Source organism: Microbacterium sp. bgisy207 (genome assembly GCF_057706855.1).
In genome coordinates, this window is sequence record NZ_JBYIPB010000006.1 from 79648 (window position 1) to 100399 (window position 20752).

A 20752-nucleotide genomic window follows, 5' to 3' on the forward strand; every position below is an offset into this window, starting at 1 on the left:
TCACCCCAGTCGGACTCGCCTGACTTCTCGTCCCGGCTCTACAAGCCAGCCGCGGCCGACACCGGAGACACACAACGGCGGAAGCTCACGGCGTCCCGTGAGGAGCCGATACTCCCCGGCGCACGACGGGTCGATGAGCAGTGGCCGCTGCGCCCGCAGGGACATCAGAAGCGTCCACTGCCTCTGCCACTGTTCCGGGTCGGCGCGCAGCACACGGGTCCGCCCGTCATCGAGCTCGGGGCGCCCGTCCGGTCCGAGAGCCTCGTCAGCGTCTGTGACCGCAATGCCCGCCTCCTGCCAGAGCGTGTGGAGCCGCCCGGCCCCGGGTGTCGCGCGCGTGACCCACGGCGTGATCCCGGATGCCGGCTGCCACCGGGGCGCGGGAGGCGGGTGCGGAGGCTCGAGAGGAGTCCTGGGCCGGAACGTCTGAATCAGCGTTCCGTCGAAGCGGCCCCTGCCAGGCGGCGCGGCCGGGTCGTGGTGGCCGGCCCGTCCGCCGTGCGCGAGAAAGTCGGGACGCTGAACGTGCCGGAGCAGGAGGCGGTGCGGAAGGAGATCCGCGACTCGCGCGAGCGGCCCCGTGAGGCGTTCGGCACCCAGGAGGAGCGGGCTATCGTCGCGGGAGGTCCGCGCTATCGACTCGAGCATGCTCACGACGGCGTTCGCGTAGTCGAGCGGAAGCGTGGAGAGCAGCGCGTCCGCCGCGTCGACAACGACGACTCCGCGTCGGTCCGCCCCGACCCGCTCAGCTGCGACCCTGGTGAGGTCATCCCACGCCGACTCGGGATCGCCGGCATCCACCCAGGCATCGATGCGGTGGTATTGGGTCGCCACCGTCCACAGCGCGGTCGTGACACCCGATGAGCCGGCTCCGATCACGCAGAGGCCGCGCGACCCCGGATCGAGCCCGACAGGTCGCTGCCGTTGGAACTGGGGCTCGTCGGCCAGTCCGACCAGGATCCGGCCATCACCGATCGGGGGATCGGGAAGCGTCACGGAGTCGGGAAGCGGCTCGAGCCAGGGTGAGCTGACCGGCGCGGATCCGGCTCTCCCCGCGATCCGCGAGAGCAGATCCTCACCGACCATCGCGACTCGCACCGGCACCGGTCGATCGTCGTGGGCACGCTTGACCAGTGCGCTGCCCACGGCGCGCGCGCCTCGCGCGGGTATCCGCGCACCGGTGTCGTCGCCGATCATGAGGCGGCTGTCAGCGGCATCTGCCGCCCGAAGCACGATGCGCAGTGCGCAGTTGGCCAGGAGCGCGTCCCGAAAGACGCCGGTAGCTCGCTGGGTGCCCAGGACGATGTGGATGCCGAGCGCCCTGCCCCGAGCGGCCAGATCCACGAACAACCCCGCGAGCTCGGGGTGGGCCGCCAGCAGCGTCGCGAACTCATCGACGACGACGACCAACCGGGCCAGATCGGTCCCTCCCTCGCCGATATCGCGAATCCCGGCCGCTGCGAGCGCGCTTTCCCGGCGGCGCACCTCGGCGCGTAAGCTCTCCAAGCCTCGCGCCGCTTCGGCTTCGTCGAGGTCTGTGAGCACGCCGGTGACGTGAGGCAGGGCTCGAAGCGAGGAGAAGGCGGTGCCGCCTTTGAAGTCCGCGAGGACGAACACCACCTCTGCCGGGCTGAACCGTGCGGCCATGCCGGCGACCCAGGTGCGCAGAAGCTCGCTCTTGCCGCTGCCGGTGGTTCCGACGACCAGGGCGTGAGGCCCCTCCGACACGAGGTCCACCGCAAAAGGATCGGAGCCCGTCTGACCGATGACGGTGGCAAGTGTCCGGGAGCGCTCCGCGCGCACCAGCGGGACCGCTGAATCCAGCAGGCTCGCCAGCGGCTGCGGCTCCGTGTCCGAAGACGTCGGTGCAACCCGAACGCGCAGGGAGCGAGCCACCGCGCGTGCCTGCAGCTCGGAGAGCAGCTGTGGGCGGAACGCGTGGCAGGTCTCGCCGGTATCCACGGTTGCCGCAGCGATTCCGGTTCCCGCATCACCCACCGTGATCTGCACGCCGCCACCGCCGATGCCGGAACCGCCGACCAGGATGACGGCGTCGAGCTCCGGTGTCGAGAAATCCCATCGGTGGGTCGAGACGAGCCCCAGCCTCCGTCGTCCCGGGGTGAATCGGTGCGGGAGCTGCTCGATCCAGGGGTGACCGTCGGGGATCTCGCCCACGATCTCGAGGTCGCCGGGCGGGTGCACGAGGCAGGCGTGCGTCACGATCGCCCGCACGGTTGCCGCCACGAGTGGTTCGGCTCCGGCCACCTCGATCCGTCCCTGCAGCGGTATCGCAACGGGAGCGTCAGGTACCGTCACCGTCTGGTCTGTCGTGCGCGGGAAACCGGACTCCTCGGTGAGCTCCTCGCGCGGCGCGTCGAGGTCGGGCGTGCGGTCGACCCTCATGTCGCCGCAGCCCAGCAGCACGTACCCCTGACGACCGGGGATCGCGCGCCACACCTCCCCCGGTTCATCCAGGAGGCGACGGATGTCCGGCGATCGGCGCCAGGCACGGTCGCGCTCCCGCGTGACCAGCGCGTCGACTGCGGCGGCGCGCGAGGCCGCGCTTCGGGCAGCGGCGATCCCCGCACGGCGCCGAGCGCGGTGCGCCGCCCAGCGGCGATCCCCGATGGCCGCCAATGCCAGCATCGGGGCGAGCGCGGCAAACCACAGGCTCAGCACGGATCCGGTCAGCGCCCACAGTCCGACGGCGCCGAGCACCGGAACCGCCGTCGCGAGGATCGGAACGCCGCTCCTGCCGGGATCGACGGCGCGCGCCGTGGTCGACGGCATCCGGCGCAGTGAGGGACGAGCGAGAAAACCCATGGCTCCAGACCACCAGTCTGGAGCGCCCGCCCGACCGTCTCTTGCAGCAGGGCCGCACGACGGCCCGTCACACGCCGCTGGGGAGGAATGCGTCCTCAGACGCCGGGCACCCTCGCAACGTTCACGACGACGATCGAGATGTTGTCGCGCCCGCCGTTTTCCAAGGCGGCATCGAGCATCGCCTCGACGGCGGCTTCGGGCTCGGCGTGGACCGTAAGGAAATGCTGGATACCGAAGTCGGTGAGTTCCTTGGTCAACCCGTCCGAGCAGATCACGAACCTGTCGCCGTCGACCACGTCGAGCCTGACGTAGTCGGGAGTCACGCTTTCGCTCGGGCCAAGCGCCCGGGTGATGACGTTGCCGTACGGGTGGTTCTCCGCCTCGTCCGGGCTGAGACGGCCAGAGGCGATGAGCTCCTGCACCACCGAGTGGTCGGTCGTGACCTGCACGATCGCCCCATCGCGCAACAGGTAAACGCGCGAGTCGCCGATGTTCAGGGCCACCCAGGATGGCTCGGCTCCGGAAAGGTCGAGGAACAAGCCTGTGACGGTCGTTCCGGTCGCCTCATCCGTCGCCTCCGGGCGCGCGGCGATGTCCTTGACCGCCCGGGCCAGGGCTTTCTCGATGGCCTTCGTCGACACTGATCCCGTGTCGGCGACCGCGTGGAGACGTTCGACGGCGCTCGCGCTGGCGATCTCGCCGCCGATGTGGCCCCCCATACCGTCGGCCACCACGAACAGCGGAAACTCTGCGAGCACGGCATCCTGATTGATCTCGCGTCGACGGCCCGTGTGCGTCACGGCGGCCCAAGCGAGCTCCAGCCGGTCGCGCGTCAGATCGACGGTATGGGAATGGGCGGAAACCTCGGCCACGCGACCCTTTCCTCGTCGTTGTCGGGATCGGCGCGAGGCACCGACCGTCACATACTAATCGAACGTCTGCCACGCGGCGGCGCGACCCCGCGGCGCCGCGCCGGTCGGGAGGGCTGCGACGTCATGGAACGGCCGGCTCCGGTCCCTCGTCGGCGGGGGCGTCGAACTGCGCGTTGTACAGCGCCCAGTACGCTCCCCGCGCGCGCAGCAGCTGCTCGTGGGTTCCCTGTTCGACGATCGCGCCGCTCTCCATCACCAGGATGAGGTCGGCGTCCCGGATCGTCGAGAGCCGATGCGCGATCACGAAGGAGGTGCGGTCGCGGCGGAGCCGGGACATCGCACGCTGAATGAGCAGCTCGGTGCGAGTGTCCACCGACGAGGTGGCCTCGTCGAGGATCAGGATGCGAGGATCGGCGAGGAACGCACGGGCGATCGTGACCAGCTGGCGCTCTCCCACCGAGAGATTCGTGGCCTCATCATCGAGCATCGTGTCGTATCCGTCCGGCAGCGCATGGACGAACCGATCCACATACGCCGCGGTCGCTGCCTCGATGATCTCCTCGTCGCTCGCATCGGGACGGCCGTACGCGATGTTCTCGCGGATCGTGCCCGTGAACAGCCACGTGTCCTGGAGCACCATCCCGGTGCGGGCCCGCAGATCGTCCCGCGTCATCCGTCGCGTGTCGATGCCACCACCGGACAGACCCGAGGCGGTGTCCAACAGGATGCCGCCGCTGTCGACGTCGTAGAAGCGCATCACGAGGTTCACGAGCGTGGTCTTGCCCGCGCCCGTGGGTCCCACGATCGCGACGGTGCTTCCGGATGCCGCGCGCAGGCTCAGCCCGTCGATCAGCGGGGTGTCTGCGACGTAGCGGAACGAGACATCACGGAACTCGAGCGTGCTCGCATCCTGCGGGACCGTCCCCGCCGGGGCCGGATCGTCGCTCTGTTCGGGTTCGTCGAGGAGTTCGAAGACCCGCTCCGCGCTCGCGACCCCGGATTGCAGCAGGTTGGCCATCGATCCCAGCTGGCTCAGCGGCTGGGTGAACTGGCGCGAGTACTGGATGAACGCCTGCACGCCGCCGATGGACAGGAGTCCCCCCGCGACCTGGAGGCCACCCACGACGGCGATCGCGACGTAGACCAGGTTCCCGATGAACATCATCGCCGGCATGATGATGCCCGAAAGGAACTGCGCCCCGAAGCTTGCGCGGTACACCTCCTCGTTCTCGGCGGCGAAGTCGGTCTCGGCCTCGCGCTGGTGCCCGAAGACCTTCACGACGGAATGGCCCGAGAACGTCTCCTCGATCCTGGCGTTCAGGACTCCCGTCGCGCGCCATTGCGTGACGAACAACGCCTGCGAGCGACGCGCGACGAGGACGGTGACCAGAACCGTCAGGGGGATCGTGACCAGCGCGATGACCGCCAGCAGCGGCGAGATCACGAACATCATCACCAGCACACCGACGACCGTCAGAAGCGAGATGACCACCTGCGAGAGTGTCTGCTGGAGGCTCTGACCGATGTTGTCGACATCGTTGGTCACACGGCTGAGCAGTTCGCCGCGCTGGACGCGGTCGAAGTACGACAGCGGCAGGCGGTGGATCTTGTCCTCGACCTGGATGCGCAGCCGGTGCATCGCGCGCTGCACGACGCCGTTGAGGATGCGGGCCTGCAACCACCCGAACAGGCTCGCCCCCACGTAGACCGCCAGCACGACCAGGAGGAGGTGTCCGAGCGTCGCGAAGTCGATCCCCGCGCCCGGCGTGAAGGTCATCGTGGAGAGCAGATCCGCCTGTTCCTGCTGACCGCTCGCGATCAGCTGGTCCATGATCTGCTGCTGCGTCGTCCCCGCGGGGACATCAGCGAACTGCAGGGAGATGAACCCGGCGAAGACGAGATTGGTGCCGTCGCCGAGGAGTTTCGGACCGATCACCGACAAGGCGACGGAGAACACGCCCAGGATGATCACAACGACCAGGAGCGCGTTCTCCTGGCGGAGGTGGGCGAGCAGCCGCCGAGCACTGCCACCGAAGTTCTGCGCCTTCTGCACCGGCATCCCGACACCTCGCCCCATCGGGCCCCCCATCGGGCCGCGTGCGGTCGGTGCGGGTCCCGCAGCGGGACGTGGCGCGCTCATGCGGCAGCCTCGGCCGACAGCTGCGAGTCCACGATCTCTCGGTAGGTCTCACACGACTCCACGAGATGATCGTGCGTGCCGATGCCGACGACGCGGCCGTGATCGAGCACCACGATCTGGTCGGCGTGCTGGATCGTTGAGACCCGCTGCGCGACGACCAGACGCGTCGCGTCAGGGAGTTCGGTGTCCAATGCCCGGCGCAGCGCCGCATCCGTCCGCAGGTCGAGCGCCGAGAACGAGTCGTCGAAGACGTAGATTGCGGGCCGCTTCACGAGCGCCCGGGCGATCGCCAGCCGCTGCCGCTGACCACCCGAGACGTTGGTGCCACCCTGCGCGATCGGCGCGTCGAGCCCGAGCGGGAATCCTTCAACGAACGAGCGGGCCTGAGCGAGCTCGAGCGCGCGCCAGAGACTCTCGTCGTCAGCCTCGGCATCGCCGTAGCGCAGATTGGAGGCGACGGTGCCCGAGAACAGGAACGCCCGCTGGGGGACGAGCCCGATCCGCGCCCAGAGCTGGTCGGGTTCGTACTCGCGGACGTCGACGCCGTCGACCCTGACCTGCCCTGCCGTCACGTCGAACAGCCGCGGCACCAGCCCGATGAGCGTCGACTTGCCCGCCCCGGTCGACCCGATGATCGCGGTCGTCGTTCCCGGCTCGACGGTGAACGTGATGTCGTGAAGCACCGCATCCTGGGCTCCCGGGTACGCGAAGTCGACATGAACGAACTCGATCCGGCCCTGCGGCGTCGGTGCGGCCACGGGTGTGACAGGTGGCTCTACCGACGGCTCGGTCTCCAGCACCTCGCCGATACGGTTCGCGCACACGGCAGCGCGCGGGATCATGACGAACATGAACGTCGCCATCATGACGCCCATGAGGATCTGCATGATGTAGGTGAGGAACGCGAAGAGCGTCCCGATCTCGACGTCGTCGTACTGCACTTGGAAGGCGCCGAACCAGATCACCGCGACGCTCGAGACGTTCAGCACGAGCATGACGACGGGAAACATGAGCGCCATCAGGTTGCCCGCACGAAGCCCCGTCGCCATGACATCGCGACTCGCGACGTCGAATCGCGCGCGTTCCTGATCTTCGCGGACGAAAGCCCGCACGACGCGGATGCCGGTCAGCTGTTCCCGCATGATCTGATTGACCCGGTCGATGCGCTGTTGCATGACGGTGAAGGCGGGGACCATCCGCACCACGATGAGGGCCACGAGGATCAGCAGCACGGGAACCGCGACGGCCATGAGCCACGACAGCCCCGGGTCCTGCCGGATCGCCATGACGACACCGCCGATGGCGAGCATGGGCGCCGACACCATGAGCGTCGCCGACACCTGAACGAGCATCTGCACCTGCTGCACGTCGTTCGTGTTGCGCGTGATCAACGAGGGGGCGCCGAAGTGTCCCACCTCGCGTTGCGAGAACGCGACGACCCGACGGAAGACGTCGGCGCGGAGGCGCTTTCCCATCCCCATCGCCATCCGCGAGCCGAAGTAGACCGCGACGATCGCGCACACCACCTGCACGAGCGACACGATGAGCATGACACCGCCGGTCGACCAGATATACGCGATGTCCCCCGTGACCACGCCGTTGTCGATGATGTCGGCGTTCAGACTCGGCAGCAGCAGCGACGCGATCGACTGCGCGAGCTGGAAAACGACGACAGCAACGATCAGCGGCCATGCGGGCCGCAGATAGCGAACCAGAAGCGTCCAGAGCACGAGGAGGTCCTTCCCTCAGAGAGCACAGCGCCGGGTCTGCGCCGAGCGCGCCCTCGCTGACGCTACGCCCGGCATCCGACCGCGGGCAAATCGCCACGTGCCACGACGCGGAGGGCGGAGTTGCGGCAGCGTCGGCGCATCTGGCCGAACGAGAGAAGAGGCTCCCACCGATGCGGTGGGAGCCTCTTCTGTCAGGCGTTTCCGTCAGGCCTTGGGGTCCTCCGGAGCCGCGGGCGGCTCGGTGTTGGCCGGGGGCTGCGGTGCCGCGGCGGGCGGAGCGGCCGGGGGCGCGTACCCGGTCGGCGGTGCGGGCGGCGCAGCGTAGCCGGGCGCGGGGCTCGTGGCCGGGTTGGCGGGGTACCCGCCGGCCGGGACCTGCGAGGGGATGCCGTCCCAGTTCGTCCGGTCGCCCAGGAATCCGTTGCCGGCCCACGGTGCGGCAGGGATCGCCGTGTTCCACCGCGACTTGTCGAAGGCGGCGATACCGAGCCACACGATCGAGAGGAAGAAGTAGAGGATGAGCCAGACTGCTTCCTTCTGCAGCTTCAGACCCACGCGCCATGCGGCGAGCAGCGTCAGGATGAACGCGGCAAGACCGATCAGCTGGCCGATGACCGGGATCCAACCGAGCAGGATTGCGGCACCGATGGCATACAGCAGCAGCCAGGGGCTGAGGTCACCGAGCTTGAGGAAGATCATGCCGTTGTAGACCGGCACCCACGCGCGCCACTTGCCCTGCACGCCGGCCTTGTCGAAGATCCTCATCAAGAAGAACGAGGTGAGGATGTACCCCGCGGCAGCGAACAGGATCCAGAAGAAGGCGAGAAAGATCAGCAAGCCGATCGACGCGCCGTCGTTGTAATAGACGACCGATGCGCCTACGTTTTCGAACATGAACGTTCCTCCCGAACGGTCAGGACTCGCACCTCGAGCTGGTGCGCGACGGGGCATTCGCCCGTTGCTCCACATGCTAGCGACACGCGATGCCCGGTGTCATGCACCCGTGGCACGTGCATCGCGTTGCTCGGGCCGACTCAGACGAACAGCGCGAGCTCTCCCGGCGCGCCGGGCGCCAGATCGAGGCCGGACTCCCGCGCCCAGTCCACGACGTCGGCGACGCTCGCCAGCGGCGGTCGGTGCCGGGCCAGGCGGCGCACCAGTTCGCCCTTGGCCGCCTTGTTGAAGTGGTTCAGCGCCCGCGTCTGACCGTCGGCACCGCGCGTGAGAACCCGCAGGTACACGCTTCGCTCGATCGGCGCAGCTCCGAGCGCGACGTAGGCCTCGGACCTCAGGTCGAGCACGAACGCCTCTTCGCGCCGAGCCAGCGCCGTTGTCACCGCCGGGCCCCACAGGCGCCGCGCGGGCGGGAGATTCGGCACACGGATGCCGGCACCGAGGCGGTAGGACGGGATCGGATCCAGGGCCCCGATCGGCCCGAACGGCGCGGAGTGGATCAAGACGTGGGTGCCGAGCCACCGTCGGGCAGAAGCGTCAAGGGTGGCAGCGTCGAGAGCATCGAAAAGAACTCCGGTGTACCGGTCGATTGCCGGCATCGTCGGGGACGTCCGCAGCACCCGATTCGTCTCGATCTCGCCGCGCTGCGTCGGTCCGAGCTTGAGGACCCTCGCCGCAGCATCCGGATCATCGCTCAGCCGGACCAGTGCGTCGATGACCGACTCGCGGATGGACGTCAGTTCGGAAAGTGCCAGCGCGGATGCATCCCACGGCGGCCCCTCCCCACCTGGCCGCTTCGTCTCCGACGGCGGCAGCAGGATCAGCATGGCCGCCCGTCACCGGGGAAGACGCACTCGCCGGGGTGGGACGGATGACAGTGCATTCGTCCCACCCCGGCGAGTGTTCGTGCACCCCGCACGGGCCGACTCCGTCGACCTCGGCAGGGGGACTGTCGTGTCAGGCGACGAGCGCGGCGTTGCCCGCGACGATCGTGACGACGTTACCCTCAATCGAGAGGAAGCCATCCTGAGCGTTCGCGACGACCTTGCTGCCGTCATCCTTCGTGATGCGCACCTGGCCCTCGGCGAGGATCGCGAGCACAGGCTCGTGCCCCGTCATGAAGCCGATCTCGCCTTCGACGGTCTTCGCGACCACGAGGGATGCCTCCCCCGACCACACTTCCGCGTCGGCGGAGACGAGGCTCACGTGCAGCGGCATGATCAGCCGTTCTCCTTCTGGATCTGCGCCCAGCGCTCTTCGACGTCCGAGATGCCGCCGACGTTGAAGAACGCCTGCTCGGCCACGTGATCGAAATCGCCCTTGACGATCGCGTCGAAGGACTCGATCGTCTCCTTGATCGGAACGGTGGAACCCTCCACGCCCGTGAACTTCTTGGCCATGTAGGTGTTCTGCGAGAGGAACTGCTGGATGCGACGCGCGCGGGCGACGACAACCTTGTCCTCTTCGGAGAGCTCGTCCACACCGAGGATCGCGATGATCTCCTGCAGTTCCTTGTTCTTCTGCAGGATCTGCTTCACGGCCGTCGCCACACGGTAGTGGTCCGCGCCGATGTAGCGCGGGTCCAGGATGCGGCTGGTCGAGGTCAGCGGGTCCACGGCGGGGTACAGACCCTTCGACGCGATCTCACGCGAGAGTTCGGTCGTGGCATCCAGGTGGGCGAAGGTGGTCGCCGGCGCGGGGTCGGTGTAGTCGTCGGCGGGAACGTAGATCGCCTGCAGCGAGGTGATCGAGTGACCGCGGGTCGAGGTGATGCGCTCCTGCAGGATGCCCATCTCGTCAGCCAGGTTCGGCTGGTATCCCACAGCCGAGGGCATGCGGCCCAGCAGCGTCGAGACCTCGGAACCGGCCTGCGTGAAGCGGAAGATGTTGTCGATGAACAACAGCACGTCCTGCTTCTGCACGTCACGGAAGTATTCAGCCATCGTCAGCGCCGACAGGGCGACGCGCAGACGCGTCCCCGGCGGCTCATCCATCTGACCGAACACCAGCGCCGTCTTGTCGAAGACGCCCGCCTCCTCCATCTCGTGGATGAGGTCGTTGCCCTCACGGGTACGCTCACCGACGCCCGCGAACACCGACACACCGCCGTGGTCCTGCGCGACGCGCTGGATCATCTCCTGGATGAGGACGGTCTTGCCGACGCCCGCACCGCCGAACAGGCCGATCTTGCCGCCGAGCACGTACGGGGTGAGCAGGTCGATGACCTTGATGCCGGTCTCGAACATCTGCGTCTTGGACTCGAGCTGATCGAACGCGGGAGCCTTGCGGTGGATACCCCAGCGCTCGGTGATCTCGACCTGCTCGCCGGGCTCGCCGTTGAGGATGTCACCGGTGACGTTGAACACGCGCCCCTTGGTGACGTCACCCACGGGGACGGAGATCGGTCCCCCGGTGTCGCGCACCTCCTGGCCGCGCACGAGTCCGTCCGTCGGCTTGAGCGCGATCGCGCGGATGAGGTCGTCGCCCAGGTGCTGTGCGACCTCGAGGGTCAGCTCGCTGGACTCGCCCTCGATCGTGATCGTGGTCTTCAGCGCGTTGTAGATCTCGGGAATCGCATCGTGCGGGAACTCGATGTCGACGACGGGGCCGGTGACGCGCGCGACGCGGCCGACGACCGCGGTCTTCTCGGCGGTAGCGGTGGGGGTCATGGTCATTCTCTTTCGTGTCAGGTCTACTTGCCCGACGCCAGAGCGTCGGCGCCGCCGACGATCTCGGCGATCTGCTGCGTGATCTCGGCCTGTCGCGCGTTGTTGCGCAGGCGTGTGTAATCGGTGATGAGCTTGTCTGCGTTGTCGCTCGCGGACTTCATGGCCTTCTGCGTCGCGGCGTGCTTGGCCGCCGACGACTGCAGCAGAGCGTTGAAGACACGGCTCTGGATGTACACCGGCAGCAGCTGGTTGAGCACCGTTTCGGCATCCGGCTCGAACTCGTACAGCGGGTACACCTGAGCCGACGCCGACTCTTCGGCTTCGACGACCTCGAGCGGAAGCAGGCGCACCTGCTCCGGCGTCTGGGTCATCATGCTCACGAAGCGGTTGTAGACGAGATGGATCTCGTCGACGCCGCCCTCGTCGCCGCCGCGGTCGTAGGCATCCAGCAGAGCAGCCGCGATCTCTTCGGCCGTGTGGAAGTGAGGCGTGTCGGTGTCTCCCGTCCACTGCGCGGCGCTGGCCATCTTCCGGAACTGGAAGTAGCCGACGGCCTTGCGTCCCACGAGATAGAAGACAGGTTCCTTGCCCTGCTCACGGAGCAGCTGTGCCAGCTCGAGACCCTCGCGGAGGATCTGCGAGTTGAACGCGCCCGCAAGCCCTCGGTCCGAAGCGAAGATCACCACCGCTGAGCGACGGATGACCTCCCGCTCCGTGGTCAGGGGGTGATCCACGTTGGAGTGCGTGGCGACCGCCGAGACGGCGCGGGTCACGGCACGCGCGAAGGGAGCGGACGCGCGCACGCGCGCCATCGCCTTCTGGATGCGCGAAGCCGCGATGAGTTCCATCGCCTTCGTGATCTTCTTGGTCGTCTGAGCAGAAGAGATCTTCTGCTTGTAGACCCGGAGTTGTGCGCCCATGGTTTATCGACCTCGCGCGCCCTTAGTGGCGGCCCTTGACGATCTTCTCCTGGTTGACATCCTCGGCGTGCGCCGCGCCGACCTCTTCGTGGCCGGGCTTGGAGATCGCCTGACCCTTGCCCGAGCGGAACTCCAGCACGAAGTCGTCGACGACCTTCTCGAGCTCGGCGACGGTGTCGTCATCCAGCACGTTGGTCTCGCGCAACCGGTCGAGGATCGTCGTGTTGCGACGCAGGAAGTCCAGAAGCTCCCGCTCGAACGGCAGCACGTCTTCGACCTCGATCGTGTCGAGCTTGCCGTTGGTGCCGGCCCAGATCGAGACGACCTGCTCCTCGACCGGGTACGGGTCGTACTGCGGCTGCTTGAGCAGCTCGGTCAGACGAGCGCCGCGGGCCAGCTGACGGCGAGACGCCGCATCCAGGTCGCTGGCGAACATCGCGAACGCCTCGAGTGAGCGGTACTGCGCGAGCTCGAGCTTGAGTGTTCCCGAGACCTTCTTGATCGACTTGACCTGCGCGTCGCCACCGACACGCGAGACCGAAATACCCACGTCGACGGCCGGACGCTGGTTCGCGTTGAACAGGTCCGACTGCAGGAAGATCTGTCCGTCGGTGATCGAGATCACGTTGGTCGGGATGTAGGCCGACACGTCGTTGGCCTTCGTCTCGATGATCGGAAGACCGGTCATCGAGCCGGCACCCAGTTCGTCGGAGAGCTTCGCGCAGCGCTCCAGCAGACGCGAGTGCAGGTAGAAGACGTCACCGGGGTACGCCTCACGGCCCGGCGGACGGCGCAGCAGCAGCGACACGGCACGATACGCCTCGGCCTGCTTCGACAGGTCGTCGAAGATGATCAGGACGTGCTTGCCGCCGTACATCCAGTGCTGGCCGATGGCAGAGCCGGTGTACGGAGCGAGGTACTTGAAGCCGGCGGGGTCGGAAGCGGGGGCCGCGACGATCGTCGTGTACTCCATGGCACCGGCATCCTCGAGGGCGCCCTTCACGGATGCGATCGTCGAACCCTTCTGACCGATCGCCACGTAGATGCAGCGCACCTGCTTGGTCGGGTCGCCGGACGCCCAGTTGTCCTTCTGGTTGATGATCGTGTCGATCGCGATCGCGGTCTTGCCCGTCTGACGGTCGCCGATGATGAGCTGGCGCTGTCCGCGGCCGATCGGGATCATGGCGTCGATCGCCTTGATGCCCGTCTGCATGGGCTCGTGCACGCTCTTGCGCTGCATGACGCCCGGCGCCTGCAACTCGAGCGCGCGACGGCCCTCGGTCGCGATCTCGCCAAGGCCATCAATGGGGTTGCCGAGCGGGTCGACGACGCGGCCGAGGTAGCCGTCGCCGACGGGAACCGAGAGCACCTCGCCGGTACGCGTGACCTGCTGGCCCGCCTCGATGCCGGCGAAGTCACCGAGGACGACGACACCGATCTCGTGCTCGTCGAGGTTCAGGGCGAGGCCCTGAGTGCCGTCGGCGAAGGTGACCAGCTCGTTGGCCATGACGCCGGGGAGGCCCTCGACGTGGGCGATGCCGTCGGCGGCGTCGATGACGGTTCCGACCTCGTTGGCCGCTGCCCCGGAGGGCTCGTACGCGGCGACGAAGTCTTTCAGCGCGTCACGGATGACGTCGGGGCTGATGGAGAGTTCTGCCATGGTCTTCCTTCGTTGGGGTCCTTCTCGGGTTCCGTGCATCGGACCCGAAGTCTGCGCCTCGCGGCGGTGTCGTTAGCCGGCCAGTCGCTGACGCAGGTCGGCGAGCCGGGAGGAAACACTCATGTCGATGACGTCGTCGGCGATCTGCACGCGCAGTCCGCCCACGACGGCGGGGTCGATCACGGTGTTCAGGGAGATCTTGGTGCCGTATCGACGGGTGAGCAGCTCCGTCAGGCGCGCCGTCTGCTCTGCGCTCAGGGGCGCCGCGGCCGTCACCGTCGCAACGGCACGACCGCGCTCGTCGGCGACGATTCGGATCGCCCGCGAGAGCAGCTGGCGCACCCGCCGCTCGCGCGGTTGCTGCGCCAGCGAGGCCGCGATAAGAACGGTCGCCTCGCTCGCACGCCCGGTAAGCAGTTTCTCGACGAGAGCACCCTTCAGCGACGCCTCGCCCAGTCGGCTGCCGAGCGCAAGCTCCAGCTCCGGGTTCGCCGCAACCGTGCGGGAGAACTCGAACAGCTCAGACTCGACATCCGCCGAGGACGCGATCGTCGCGGCCCTGACAGCGAGCTCTTCGATGCCATCCACGAGGTCGGACGCCGACGACCACCGCTGCTGCACAGCATTGCTGAGCAGCCCGACCGTCGCGGGAGCCATCGATGGCCCGAAGACGTCGGTGATCACCTTTGCGCGCGCTGCGGGGGCCGCTGCGGAGTCCGCGAGTGCGCCGCTCAGCTGTGTGGACTCCGCGAGCTCGCGGGCAGCCACGAAAAGCTCGCGGGCGACGGTCAGGTCGACGCCACGAGCCGCAGCCAGCGCCGCGGTCGTCTCCGCGAGCGCCTGATTCGTCGCACTTCCCATTACTTCGCCGCCGTCTCGGATGCCTCGAGGTCAGCGAGGAAACGGTCGACAACGGCCTTTGCCTTCGCGTCATCGGAGAGCGTCTCGCCGATCACGCCACCGGCGAGATCGAGCGCGAGCGTCCCGACCTCACTGCGCAGCGACACGAACGCGGATTGCCGTTCGGCATCGATCTGCGCGTGCGCTGCCGCGGTGAGGCGTGCGGCCTCGGCCGACGCGTTCTCCTTGGCCTCGGCGAGGATCTTCTTGCCGTCCTCGCGGGCGGCGTCGCGGATCTCACCGGCTTCGCGGCGCGCGTCAGCGAGCTGAGCGGTGTACTCCTCGAGCGCCGCTTCGGCCTTGCGCTGGGCCTCGTCGGCCTTCGCGATGTTGCCTTCGATCGCCGCGGAGCGCTCGTCGAGCAGCTTCTTCATCCGCGGCAGGGCGTAGAGCCAGAACAGGACGAGGATGACGATGAAGCACACGCCCGACCAGATGATGTCGTACCACGCCGGGATGAGAGGGTTTTTGGCAGCCCCCTCTTCGGCGGCGTACGTGACAAGAGCCGTGAGCATCCTGTCTCCTTAGTCAGCAGTGGGGGATCAGACGAAGATGAAGCCGGCGGCGATACCGATGAACGCCAGCGCCTCGGTGAAGGCGATACCGATCCACATGAGGACCTGCAGTCGGCCGGCCAGTTCGGGCTGGCGAGCGACGCCTTCGATCGTCTTGCCGACGACGATGCCCACGCCGATCGCCGGGCCGATGGCGGCGAGGCCGTAACCCATCGTCGCGACGTTGCCGGTGACCTGGGCGAGAACCGTAGTTGCGTCCACGGATTTTTTCCTTTCGGTTGAGGGCGGCTTTCGGGCCGACCCGCTTAGTGCTCTTCCGCCACCGCGAGCTGGATGTAGACCGCGGTGAGGAGGGCGAAGACGTACGCCTGGAGGACAGAGACCAGGATTTCGAAGAGAGTGAAGACGAACCCGAACGCGAGGCTGCCGGCTGCCAGAGCCGACCACCAGCCGCCGAGGTCGAAGAGGAAGAACTGCGTCGCTGCGAAGAACAGCACCAGCAGGAGGTGGCCGACCATCATGTTCATGAGAAGTCGGAGAGTCAGCGTCACCGGGCGGATGATGAACGTCGAGATCAGCTCGATGGGGGTGACGATGATGTAGATCGGCCAGGGCACGCCCGAGGGGAACAGGGAGTTCTTGAAGAAGTTCTTCGGACTCTTGCGAATACCCGCGTAGATGAACGTGACGTAGCTGATGATCGCCAGCACGAGGGGCACAGCGATGACGCTGGTGCCGGCGATGTTCATGAACGGGATGATTCCCGTGATGTTCATGAACAGGATCATGAAGAACATCGTCGTGAGGATCGGCAGGAACCGCTGGCCGTCCTTCTTGCCCAGGAGGTCTTCGGCGATGTTGACACGAACGAAGTCGAGACCCATCTCGACCAGGCTCTGGAACCGGCCCGGGACGACGCGCATCCGTCGGGTGCCGAGCCAGAAGATCAACACCACAGCGATCGTCGCGGCGAACTGGATGAGGGTGATTCGAGTGACTGCGAGAGCCTCAATACCGAAGAGGTAGAAGATCGGCTCGGGGAAGAACTCGTCGACGGACGGTCCGTGGAATCCCCCGCCGTCTTCGGCGGTGGACGCAATCAGGGTCGCAGCTTCGGTAAACAGCGCTGGCTCCAGCTTCGGGGCATCGGGTACTAGCCGTTGCGACGATGGGCGGTGAAGTGGCGATCCCGACAGCGCTCGTCAGGCGAACGGGCGGGCGCAAGACCACCCTAGCAAATCCGGAGAGCTCCGGGCGCCGCGTCAGTCTCCCGGGGCCTCGTCAGGGTCGGTCGTCGGCAGGGTCGTGTCGCTCGCATAGGGCACGCGCATGCGGGTCACGACGATGACATCGACCGCAAGCGAGGCGAGAACCCCCGCCACAATGGCGACGAAGAAGACGAGCGAGTTGACCCACGGCTGATCGCGGACGACGAACAGAACGATCAAGAAGACGACGAACTTCAACAGCCATCCACCGAGCACGATCCCGAAGAACAGCGGCACGTACAGGTCCGTGCCGAACCAGCGGTTGGCCACGAGGATGCTGATGCCGGTGATTCCCAGGAACAACGCCGCCAGGAGCACGCCGACCAGTGCGCTCCACAGACCGGACTCGCCCGCGACGAGATAGCCGACGACGGAGCCTGCGACGGCAAGAGCCCCGGTCACGATCGCCGACCAGATCAGGGTCGTCCGCAGGATCGGGGTGCTGGACACGGTACTCACGAGGCCTCCTGGGCGGTCGTGGCGCGCGCGGGGCGGCGCTCGGGGGGCATGAGGGTCACAACGAGGCAGGCGATGACGCCGAGGGCACCGAATCCGACGCCGATGAGGTACTCCCCCGGCCAGTCGGAGGCCGTGCCGATGTACATCAGCAGCATCGCCAGTCCGATCACCGCGGTCCACGCGTAGAAGATCAGAACGGCGGTCCGGTCACTATGCCCCATGTCGAGCATCCGGTGATGCAGGTGCTTGCGGTCGGGGGAGAACGGCGACTTGCCGGCGCTGACCCGGCGGATGATCGCGAGACCGAAGTCCAGCAGCGGCAGCAGGACGATCGTGATCGGCAGGAGGATCGGGATGAAGGCACCCAACAGCTGCGACCTGCCGAAGTTGTCGGGATCGAGCTGGGATGGGGTGATCTGACCGGTGATCGCGATCGCGGACACGGCCATCAACAGACCCAGCATGAGCGCGCCGCTGTCACCCATGAACAGCTTGGCGGGCGTCCAGTTCAGCGGCAGGAAGCCGATACAGGCGCCGATGAGCGCGGCTGCGATGAACGACGCCAGATTGAAGTAGGTCGTGGCGCCGGCATCGCGCACCAGCAGATATGAGTAGGCGAAGAAGACAGCGTTGGCGATGAGGGCGACGCCGGCGACCAGGCCGTCCAGGCCGTCGATGAAGTTGACGGCGTTCATGACGACGACGATCGAGAGCACCGTCAGCACGAAACTCATCCAGCTGGAGCCGACGGTCAGGCCGCCGATCGGCAGGGACAGGATCTGGAGCTTGCCGAACCAGGCGATGATCCCGGCTGCAACGAACTGCGCACCGAGCTTGATCATCCAGTCGAGGTCCCACACGTCGTCGGCCACCCCGACGATGACGATGAGGGTCGTCGCCCCGAGGATCGCCCACACCGCGGCGGGATCGGCCCAGAAGATCGAGAAGAACGGATGTTGTGACGAGGCCAGGAAGGCGGCGACGATTCCGATGTACATCGCGACACCGCCCAGCCGGGGCGTCGGGGTCTTGTGGACGTCACGCTCGCGGATGCCGGGGTAGAGCTTGTACCGCATGCTCAGCTGCCACACCGCCCACGCCAGCACGAGAGTGATGGTCGCGGTCAGGATGACGACGAACAGGTACTGCTTCACGCGGATCCGGGGGCGTCGGCATCCGTGTCGGCGTGCGGCGCCGAAGGATCCTCGAGAAGGTCGCCGATCACGTCACGGATCTCATCGACGCTCACGGCGCCCTCGCGCAGGATACGAGCGTGGCCCGGCTCGCGACGAGCGAGTCCGGTCGCGTCGAGGATCGTCGAGGGCACGCCGGTGGGCACAGGTCCCGAATCGAGGTAGACGTCGACGCGATCGCCGAGCATCTGGCGCGCGTTCAGCGCGTCGATGGCCGCGGCCTCCCCGGTGAGATTCGCGCTCGAGACGGCGAGCGGGCCGGTCTCCTCGAGGAGTTCGAGGGCGATGCGATGGTCGGGCATGCGGACCGCCACGGTTCCTCGGGTCTCCCCCAGGTCCCACGTGAGCGAGGGCTGCGCGGGAAGGACGATCGTGAGCCCTCCCGGCCAGAATCGGTCGATCAGCCGTTCGACGGGTTCGGGCACCTCGGCCACGAGCGCCCGCACCATCGCGACGCCCGCCACCAGCACAGGAGGAGGCGACTGGCGGGTGCGCCCCTTGGCGTCCAGGAGGCGCTGCACGGCGGCGGCGTTGAAAGCGTCGGCGGCGACACCGTAGACGGTGTCGGTGGGGATGACGACGAGGGCGCCCCGGCCGATCGCCTGGCGTGCCTGTCGCATGCCGGGCAAGAGCTGGGCGTCGTCGCGGCAGTCGAAGACGTCGGACATGGCGTGCCCAGTCTACGGAACGAGGCAGTGGTTACGGATGCAGCGCTGTCGTGACGCGGTCGCGACGCGTGAGATCCATGTGGGTGGCGGGGGCGCGCCACCCGTCTGCGGCCAGCAGCTCGCGGATCGCCGCGCCCTGGTTCTCGCCATGTTCGATGGCGACCATTCCCCCCGGGTGAGCAAGCCGCAGCGCGGAGGCGCTGACCTCGCGGACGACGTCCAAACCATCAACGCCGCCGTAGAGCGCACTGGGGGGATCGAACCAGCGCACCTCGGGATCGCGTGGGATCGCCGCTTCCGGGACATACGGCGGATTGCTGACGACGACACTAGCGGTGCCGTCGAGGTCGGGGAACGCGCGAGCCAGGTCGATGAAGGCGAGCGTCGCGTTGTGCGCCCCGACGTGGGCGAAGTTCTCCTTGGCCCACACGAACGCATCGACGGCGTTCTCTGCCGCGTAGACACGGGCGTGGGGCACTTCGGTCGCCATCGCGAGCGCGATCGCGCCGGACCCGGTGCCGAGATCGATCGCGATCGGTGCGGGCGAGGCCGACGCGCGCAGCGCGTCGATGGCGATCTGGACAAGAGTCTCGGTCTCGGGACGCGGCACGAAGACGCCCGGACCGACGCGCAGCTCGAGATGACGGAACGGGGCAGTTCCGGTGATGTGCTGCAGGGGCTCACGAGCCGCGCGACGTGTGACGCAGTGGGCGAACTCTTCTCCCGTCGCGGGCTCGATCACCTCACCGCGCAACGCCGCCGCCTGCAGCTCTCCCCGACCGACATCCAGGACATGGGCCAGCAGCAGCTCGGCATCCACGCGCGGGTCGGGAAGGCCCGCCGCAGCCAGGGCGTCCGCTGCCGTCGCGAGCTGATCGGCAATCTTCTGCGGGGCGCGGGCGGGGTCGGAGGGGCGTTGAGGGGGCATGAGCGACCCCAAGCCTAGGGCGATGGGACCTTCTTCGTCACAATCGGGCCCGATCAGGTGAGGCTCGCCTAGGCTGAGTGGTCGTCACCTACGTCGCCCGAAAGGCCCCGCAATGACCGGTATCCACAACGACATCACGAGTGCATTCGGAAACACCCCCCTCGTCCGACTGAACCGCGTCGCGGAGGGCGTCGAGGGCACCGTGCTGGCAAAGCTCGAGTTCTACAACCCGGCCTCCAGCGTCAAGGATCGCCTCGGCATCGCGATCGTCGATGCTGCCGAGGCGTCCGGTCAACTGCCCCCGGGCGGCACGATCGTGGAAGCGACCAGTGGCAACACCGGTATCGCCCTGGCCATGGTCGGCGCGGCACGCGGATACCGTGTCATCCTCGCGATGCCCTCGTCGATGTCGACCGAGCGGAAGCTCCTTCTCAAGGGCTACGGGGCAGAGCTGGTCCTCACCGACCCGGCCCTGGGCATGAAGGGCGCCGTCGCGAAGGCCGAGGAGATCGCCGCAGAGACGCCGGGGGCGGTGCTGGCCAAGCAGTTCGCGAACGAGGCGAACCCCGCGATCCACCGCAAGACCACCGCCGAGGAGATCCTGCGGGACACCGACGGCAAGGTCGACTACTTCGTCGCAGGCATCGGCACCGGCGGCACGATCACCGGCGTCGGGCAGGTGCTCAAGGAGCGCGTCCCCGGCGTGAAGGTGGTCGCCGTCGAGCCGAAGGACTCTCCGCTGCTGACCGAAGGCAAGCCCGGACCACACAAGATCCAGGGCATCGGTCCCAACTTCATCCCCGAGATCCTCGACCAGGGCGTCATCGACGAGGTGATCGACGTCGAGTTCGACGACGCGATCTCAACGGCGCGCGATGTCGGAACCAAGGACGGCATTCTCGTCGGCATCTCCAGCGGTGCGGCGGTGTGGGCAGCCCTGCAGGTGGCCTCGCGCCCCGAGGCGGCGGGCAAGAACATCGTGGTCGTCATTCCCTCCAACGGCGAGCGCTACCTCTCGACTGCCCTGTTCGAGCACCTGCGCGAGGACTGACG

At 67.5% G+C, this 20752-nt stretch carries 19 protein-coding genes; 1 reads left to right on the forward strand and 18 read right to left on the reverse strand.

Going from position 1 to position 20752, the window contains the following annotated elements; genetic code table 11:
* The 18 genes from AC3ENO_RS07230 to prmC form a co-directional block, all read right to left on the reverse strand.
* The gene (locus AC3ENO_RS07230) at positions 1–2823 is read right to left on the reverse strand and encodes an FtsK/SpoIIIE domain-containing protein (protein ID WP_434969974.1); all 2823 of its coding nucleotides are present in this window, start codon (positions 2821–2823) and stop codon (positions 1–3) included.
* Positions 2824–2918: 95 nt separating this feature from the next.
* Positions 2919–3695: a PP2C family protein-serine/threonine phosphatase gene (locus AC3ENO_RS07235; protein WP_434969975.1), complete on the reverse strand. Its 777-nt coding sequence runs from the start codon at positions 3693–3695 to the stop codon at positions 2919–2921.
* A 121-nt stretch (positions 3696–3816) separates the two neighbouring features.
* Entirely contained in the window at positions 3817–5835 is a 2019-nt protein-coding gene (locus AC3ENO_RS07240; RefSeq protein ID WP_434969976.1) for an ABC transporter ATP-binding protein, read from the reverse strand.
* Positions 5832–7565 carry an ABC transporter ATP-binding protein gene (locus AC3ENO_RS07245; protein WP_434969977.1) on the reverse strand — a complete coding sequence of 578 codons (1734 nt, stop codon included), beginning with the start codon at positions 7563–7565 and terminating at the stop codon, positions 5832–5834. Before AC3ENO_RS07245 ends, AC3ENO_RS07240 begins: the two co-directional genes overlap by 4 nt.
* A 204-nt stretch (positions 7566–7769) precedes the next feature.
* Positions 7770–8459: a large exoprotein gene (locus tag AC3ENO_RS07250; RefSeq protein ID WP_434969978.1), complete on the reverse strand. Its 690-nt coding sequence runs from the start codon at positions 8457–8459 to the stop codon at positions 7770–7772.
* A 140-nt stretch (positions 8460–8599) separates the two neighbouring features.
* Complete coding sequence (locus AC3ENO_RS07255) at positions 8600–9346, reverse strand: YaaA family protein (RefSeq protein ID WP_434969979.1); 747 nt, start codon at positions 9344–9346, stop codon at positions 8600–8602.
* 130 nt (positions 9347–9476) lie between these two features.
* Entirely contained in the window at positions 9477–9737 is a 261-nt protein-coding gene (locus AC3ENO_RS07260; protein ID WP_434969980.1) for a F0F1 ATP synthase subunit epsilon, read from the reverse strand.
* Positions 9738–9739: 2 nt separating this feature from the next.
* Positions 9740–11188, reverse strand: coding sequence for a F0F1 ATP synthase subunit beta (atpD, locus tag AC3ENO_RS07265; protein WP_434969981.1), 1449 nt, complete (start codon positions 11186–11188; stop codon positions 9740–9742).
* Positions 11189–11211: 23 nt separating this feature from the next.
* Positions 11212–12108: a F0F1 ATP synthase subunit gamma gene (locus tag AC3ENO_RS07270; protein ID WP_375236624.1), complete on the reverse strand. Its 897-nt coding sequence runs from the start codon at positions 12106–12108 to the stop codon at positions 11212–11214.
* A gap of 22 nt (positions 12109–12130) precedes the next feature.
* Positions 12131–13768 carry a F0F1 ATP synthase subunit alpha gene (gene atpA / locus AC3ENO_RS07275; RefSeq protein WP_375236625.1) on the reverse strand — a complete coding sequence of 546 codons (1638 nt, stop codon included), beginning with the start codon at positions 13766–13768 and terminating at the stop codon, positions 12131–12133.
* Between the two features lie 72 nt (positions 13769–13840).
* A complete protein-coding gene (locus AC3ENO_RS07280) occupies positions 13841–14629 on the reverse strand; it encodes a F0F1 ATP synthase subunit delta (RefSeq protein WP_375236626.1) in 789 nt (262 codons plus the stop codon).
* Positions 14629–15183: a F0F1 ATP synthase subunit B gene (locus AC3ENO_RS07285; protein WP_434969982.1), complete on the reverse strand. Its 555-nt coding sequence runs from the start codon at positions 15181–15183 to the stop codon at positions 14629–14631. The genes AC3ENO_RS07280 and AC3ENO_RS07285 overlap by 1 nt, the downstream gene beginning before the upstream one ends.
* Before the next feature lie 27 nt (positions 15184–15210).
* The gene (atpE, locus tag AC3ENO_RS07290; RefSeq protein ID WP_324253920.1) at positions 15211–15444 is read right to left on the reverse strand and encodes an ATP synthase F0 subunit C; all 234 of its coding nucleotides are present in this window, start codon (positions 15442–15444) and stop codon (positions 15211–15213) included.
* Between the two features lie 44 nt (positions 15445–15488).
* Positions 15489–16307: a F0F1 ATP synthase subunit A gene (atpB, locus tag AC3ENO_RS07295; RefSeq protein ID WP_375237241.1), complete on the reverse strand. Its 819-nt coding sequence runs from the start codon at positions 16305–16307 to the stop codon at positions 15489–15491.
* 138 nt (positions 16308–16445) lie between these two features.
* Positions 16446–16910 carry a Cg1360 family ATP-synthase-associated protein gene (locus AC3ENO_RS07300; RefSeq protein ID WP_434969983.1) on the reverse strand — a complete coding sequence of 155 codons (465 nt, stop codon included), beginning with the start codon at positions 16908–16910 and terminating at the stop codon, positions 16446–16448.
* Entirely contained in the window at positions 16907–18064 is a 1158-nt protein-coding gene (locus tag AC3ENO_RS07305) for an MraY family glycosyltransferase (protein WP_434969984.1), read from the reverse strand. Before AC3ENO_RS07305 ends, AC3ENO_RS07300 begins: the two co-directional genes overlap by 4 nt.
* Complete coding sequence (locus AC3ENO_RS07310; RefSeq protein ID WP_375237237.1) at positions 18061–18771, reverse strand: L-threonylcarbamoyladenylate synthase; 711 nt, start codon at positions 18769–18771, stop codon at positions 18061–18063. The genes AC3ENO_RS07305 and AC3ENO_RS07310 overlap by 4 nt, the downstream gene beginning before the upstream one ends.
* A 31-nt stretch (positions 18772–18802) precedes the next feature.
* Positions 18803–19699 carry a peptide chain release factor N(5)-glutamine methyltransferase gene (gene prmC, locus AC3ENO_RS07315; protein ID WP_375237236.1) on the reverse strand — a complete coding sequence of 299 codons (897 nt, stop codon included), beginning with the start codon at positions 19697–19699 and terminating at the stop codon, positions 18803–18805.
* A gap of 112 nt (positions 19700–19811) precedes the next feature.
* Here prmC and cysK point away from each other — a divergent pair, with 112 nt between their 5' ends.
* Entirely contained in the window at positions 19812–20750 is a 939-nt protein-coding gene (gene cysK, locus AC3ENO_RS07320; RefSeq protein WP_375237235.1) for a cysteine synthase A, read from the forward strand.
* The last annotated feature ends 2 nt before the right edge of the window (positions 20751–20752 follow it).

Excerpts from the sequence above, each read along its gene's own strand:
- AC3ENO_RS07250 (WP_434969978.1), bottom strand. The coding sequence starts at position 8,459 with ATGTTCGAAAACGTAGGCGCATCGGTCGTCTATTACAACGACGGCGCG.
- prmC (WP_375237236.1), bottom strand. The coding sequence starts at position 19,699 with ATGCCCCCTCAACGCCCCTCCGACCCCGCCCGCGCCCCGCAGAAGATT.
- AC3ENO_RS07240 (WP_434969976.1), bottom strand. The coding sequence starts at position 5,835 with ATGAGCGCGCCACGTCCCGCTGCGGGACCCGCACCGACCGCACGCGGC.
- AC3ENO_RS07255 (WP_434969979.1), bottom strand. The coding sequence starts at position 9,346 with ATGCTGATCCTGCTGCCGCCGTCGGAGACGAAGCGGCCAGGTGGGGAG.
- AC3ENO_RS07260 (WP_434969980.1), bottom strand. The coding sequence starts at position 9,737 with ATGCCGCTGCACGTGAGCCTCGTCTCCGCCGACGCGGAAGTGTGGTCG.
- AC3ENO_RS07285 (WP_434969982.1), bottom strand. The coding sequence starts at position 15,183 with ATGCTCACGGCTCTTGTCACGTACGCCGCCGAAGAGGGGGCTGCCAAA.
- atpD (WP_434969981.1), bottom strand. The coding sequence starts at position 11,188 with ATGACCCCCACCGCTACCGCCGAGAAGACCGCGGTCGTCGGCCGCGTC.
- AC3ENO_RS07280 (WP_375236626.1), bottom strand. The coding sequence starts at position 14,629 with ATGGGAAGTGCGACGAATCAGGCGCTCGCGGAGACGACCGCGGCGCTG.
- AC3ENO_RS07310 (WP_375237237.1), bottom strand. The coding sequence starts at position 18,771 with ATGTCCGACGTCTTCGACTGCCGCGACGACGCCCAGCTCTTGCCCGGC.
- AC3ENO_RS07230 (WP_434969974.1), bottom strand. The coding sequence starts at position 2,823 with ATGGGTTTTCTCGCTCGTCCCTCACTGCGCCGGATGCCGTCGACCACG.
- AC3ENO_RS07270 (WP_375236624.1), bottom strand. The coding sequence starts at position 12,108 with ATGGGCGCACAACTCCGGGTCTACAAGCAGAAGATCTCTTCTGCTCAG.
- atpA (WP_375236625.1), bottom strand. The coding sequence starts at position 13,768 with ATGGCAGAACTCTCCATCAGCCCCGACGTCATCCGTGACGCGCTGAAA.
- cysK (WP_375237235.1), top strand. The coding sequence starts at position 19,812 with ATGACCGGTATCCACAACGACATCACGAGTGCATTCGGAAACACCCCC.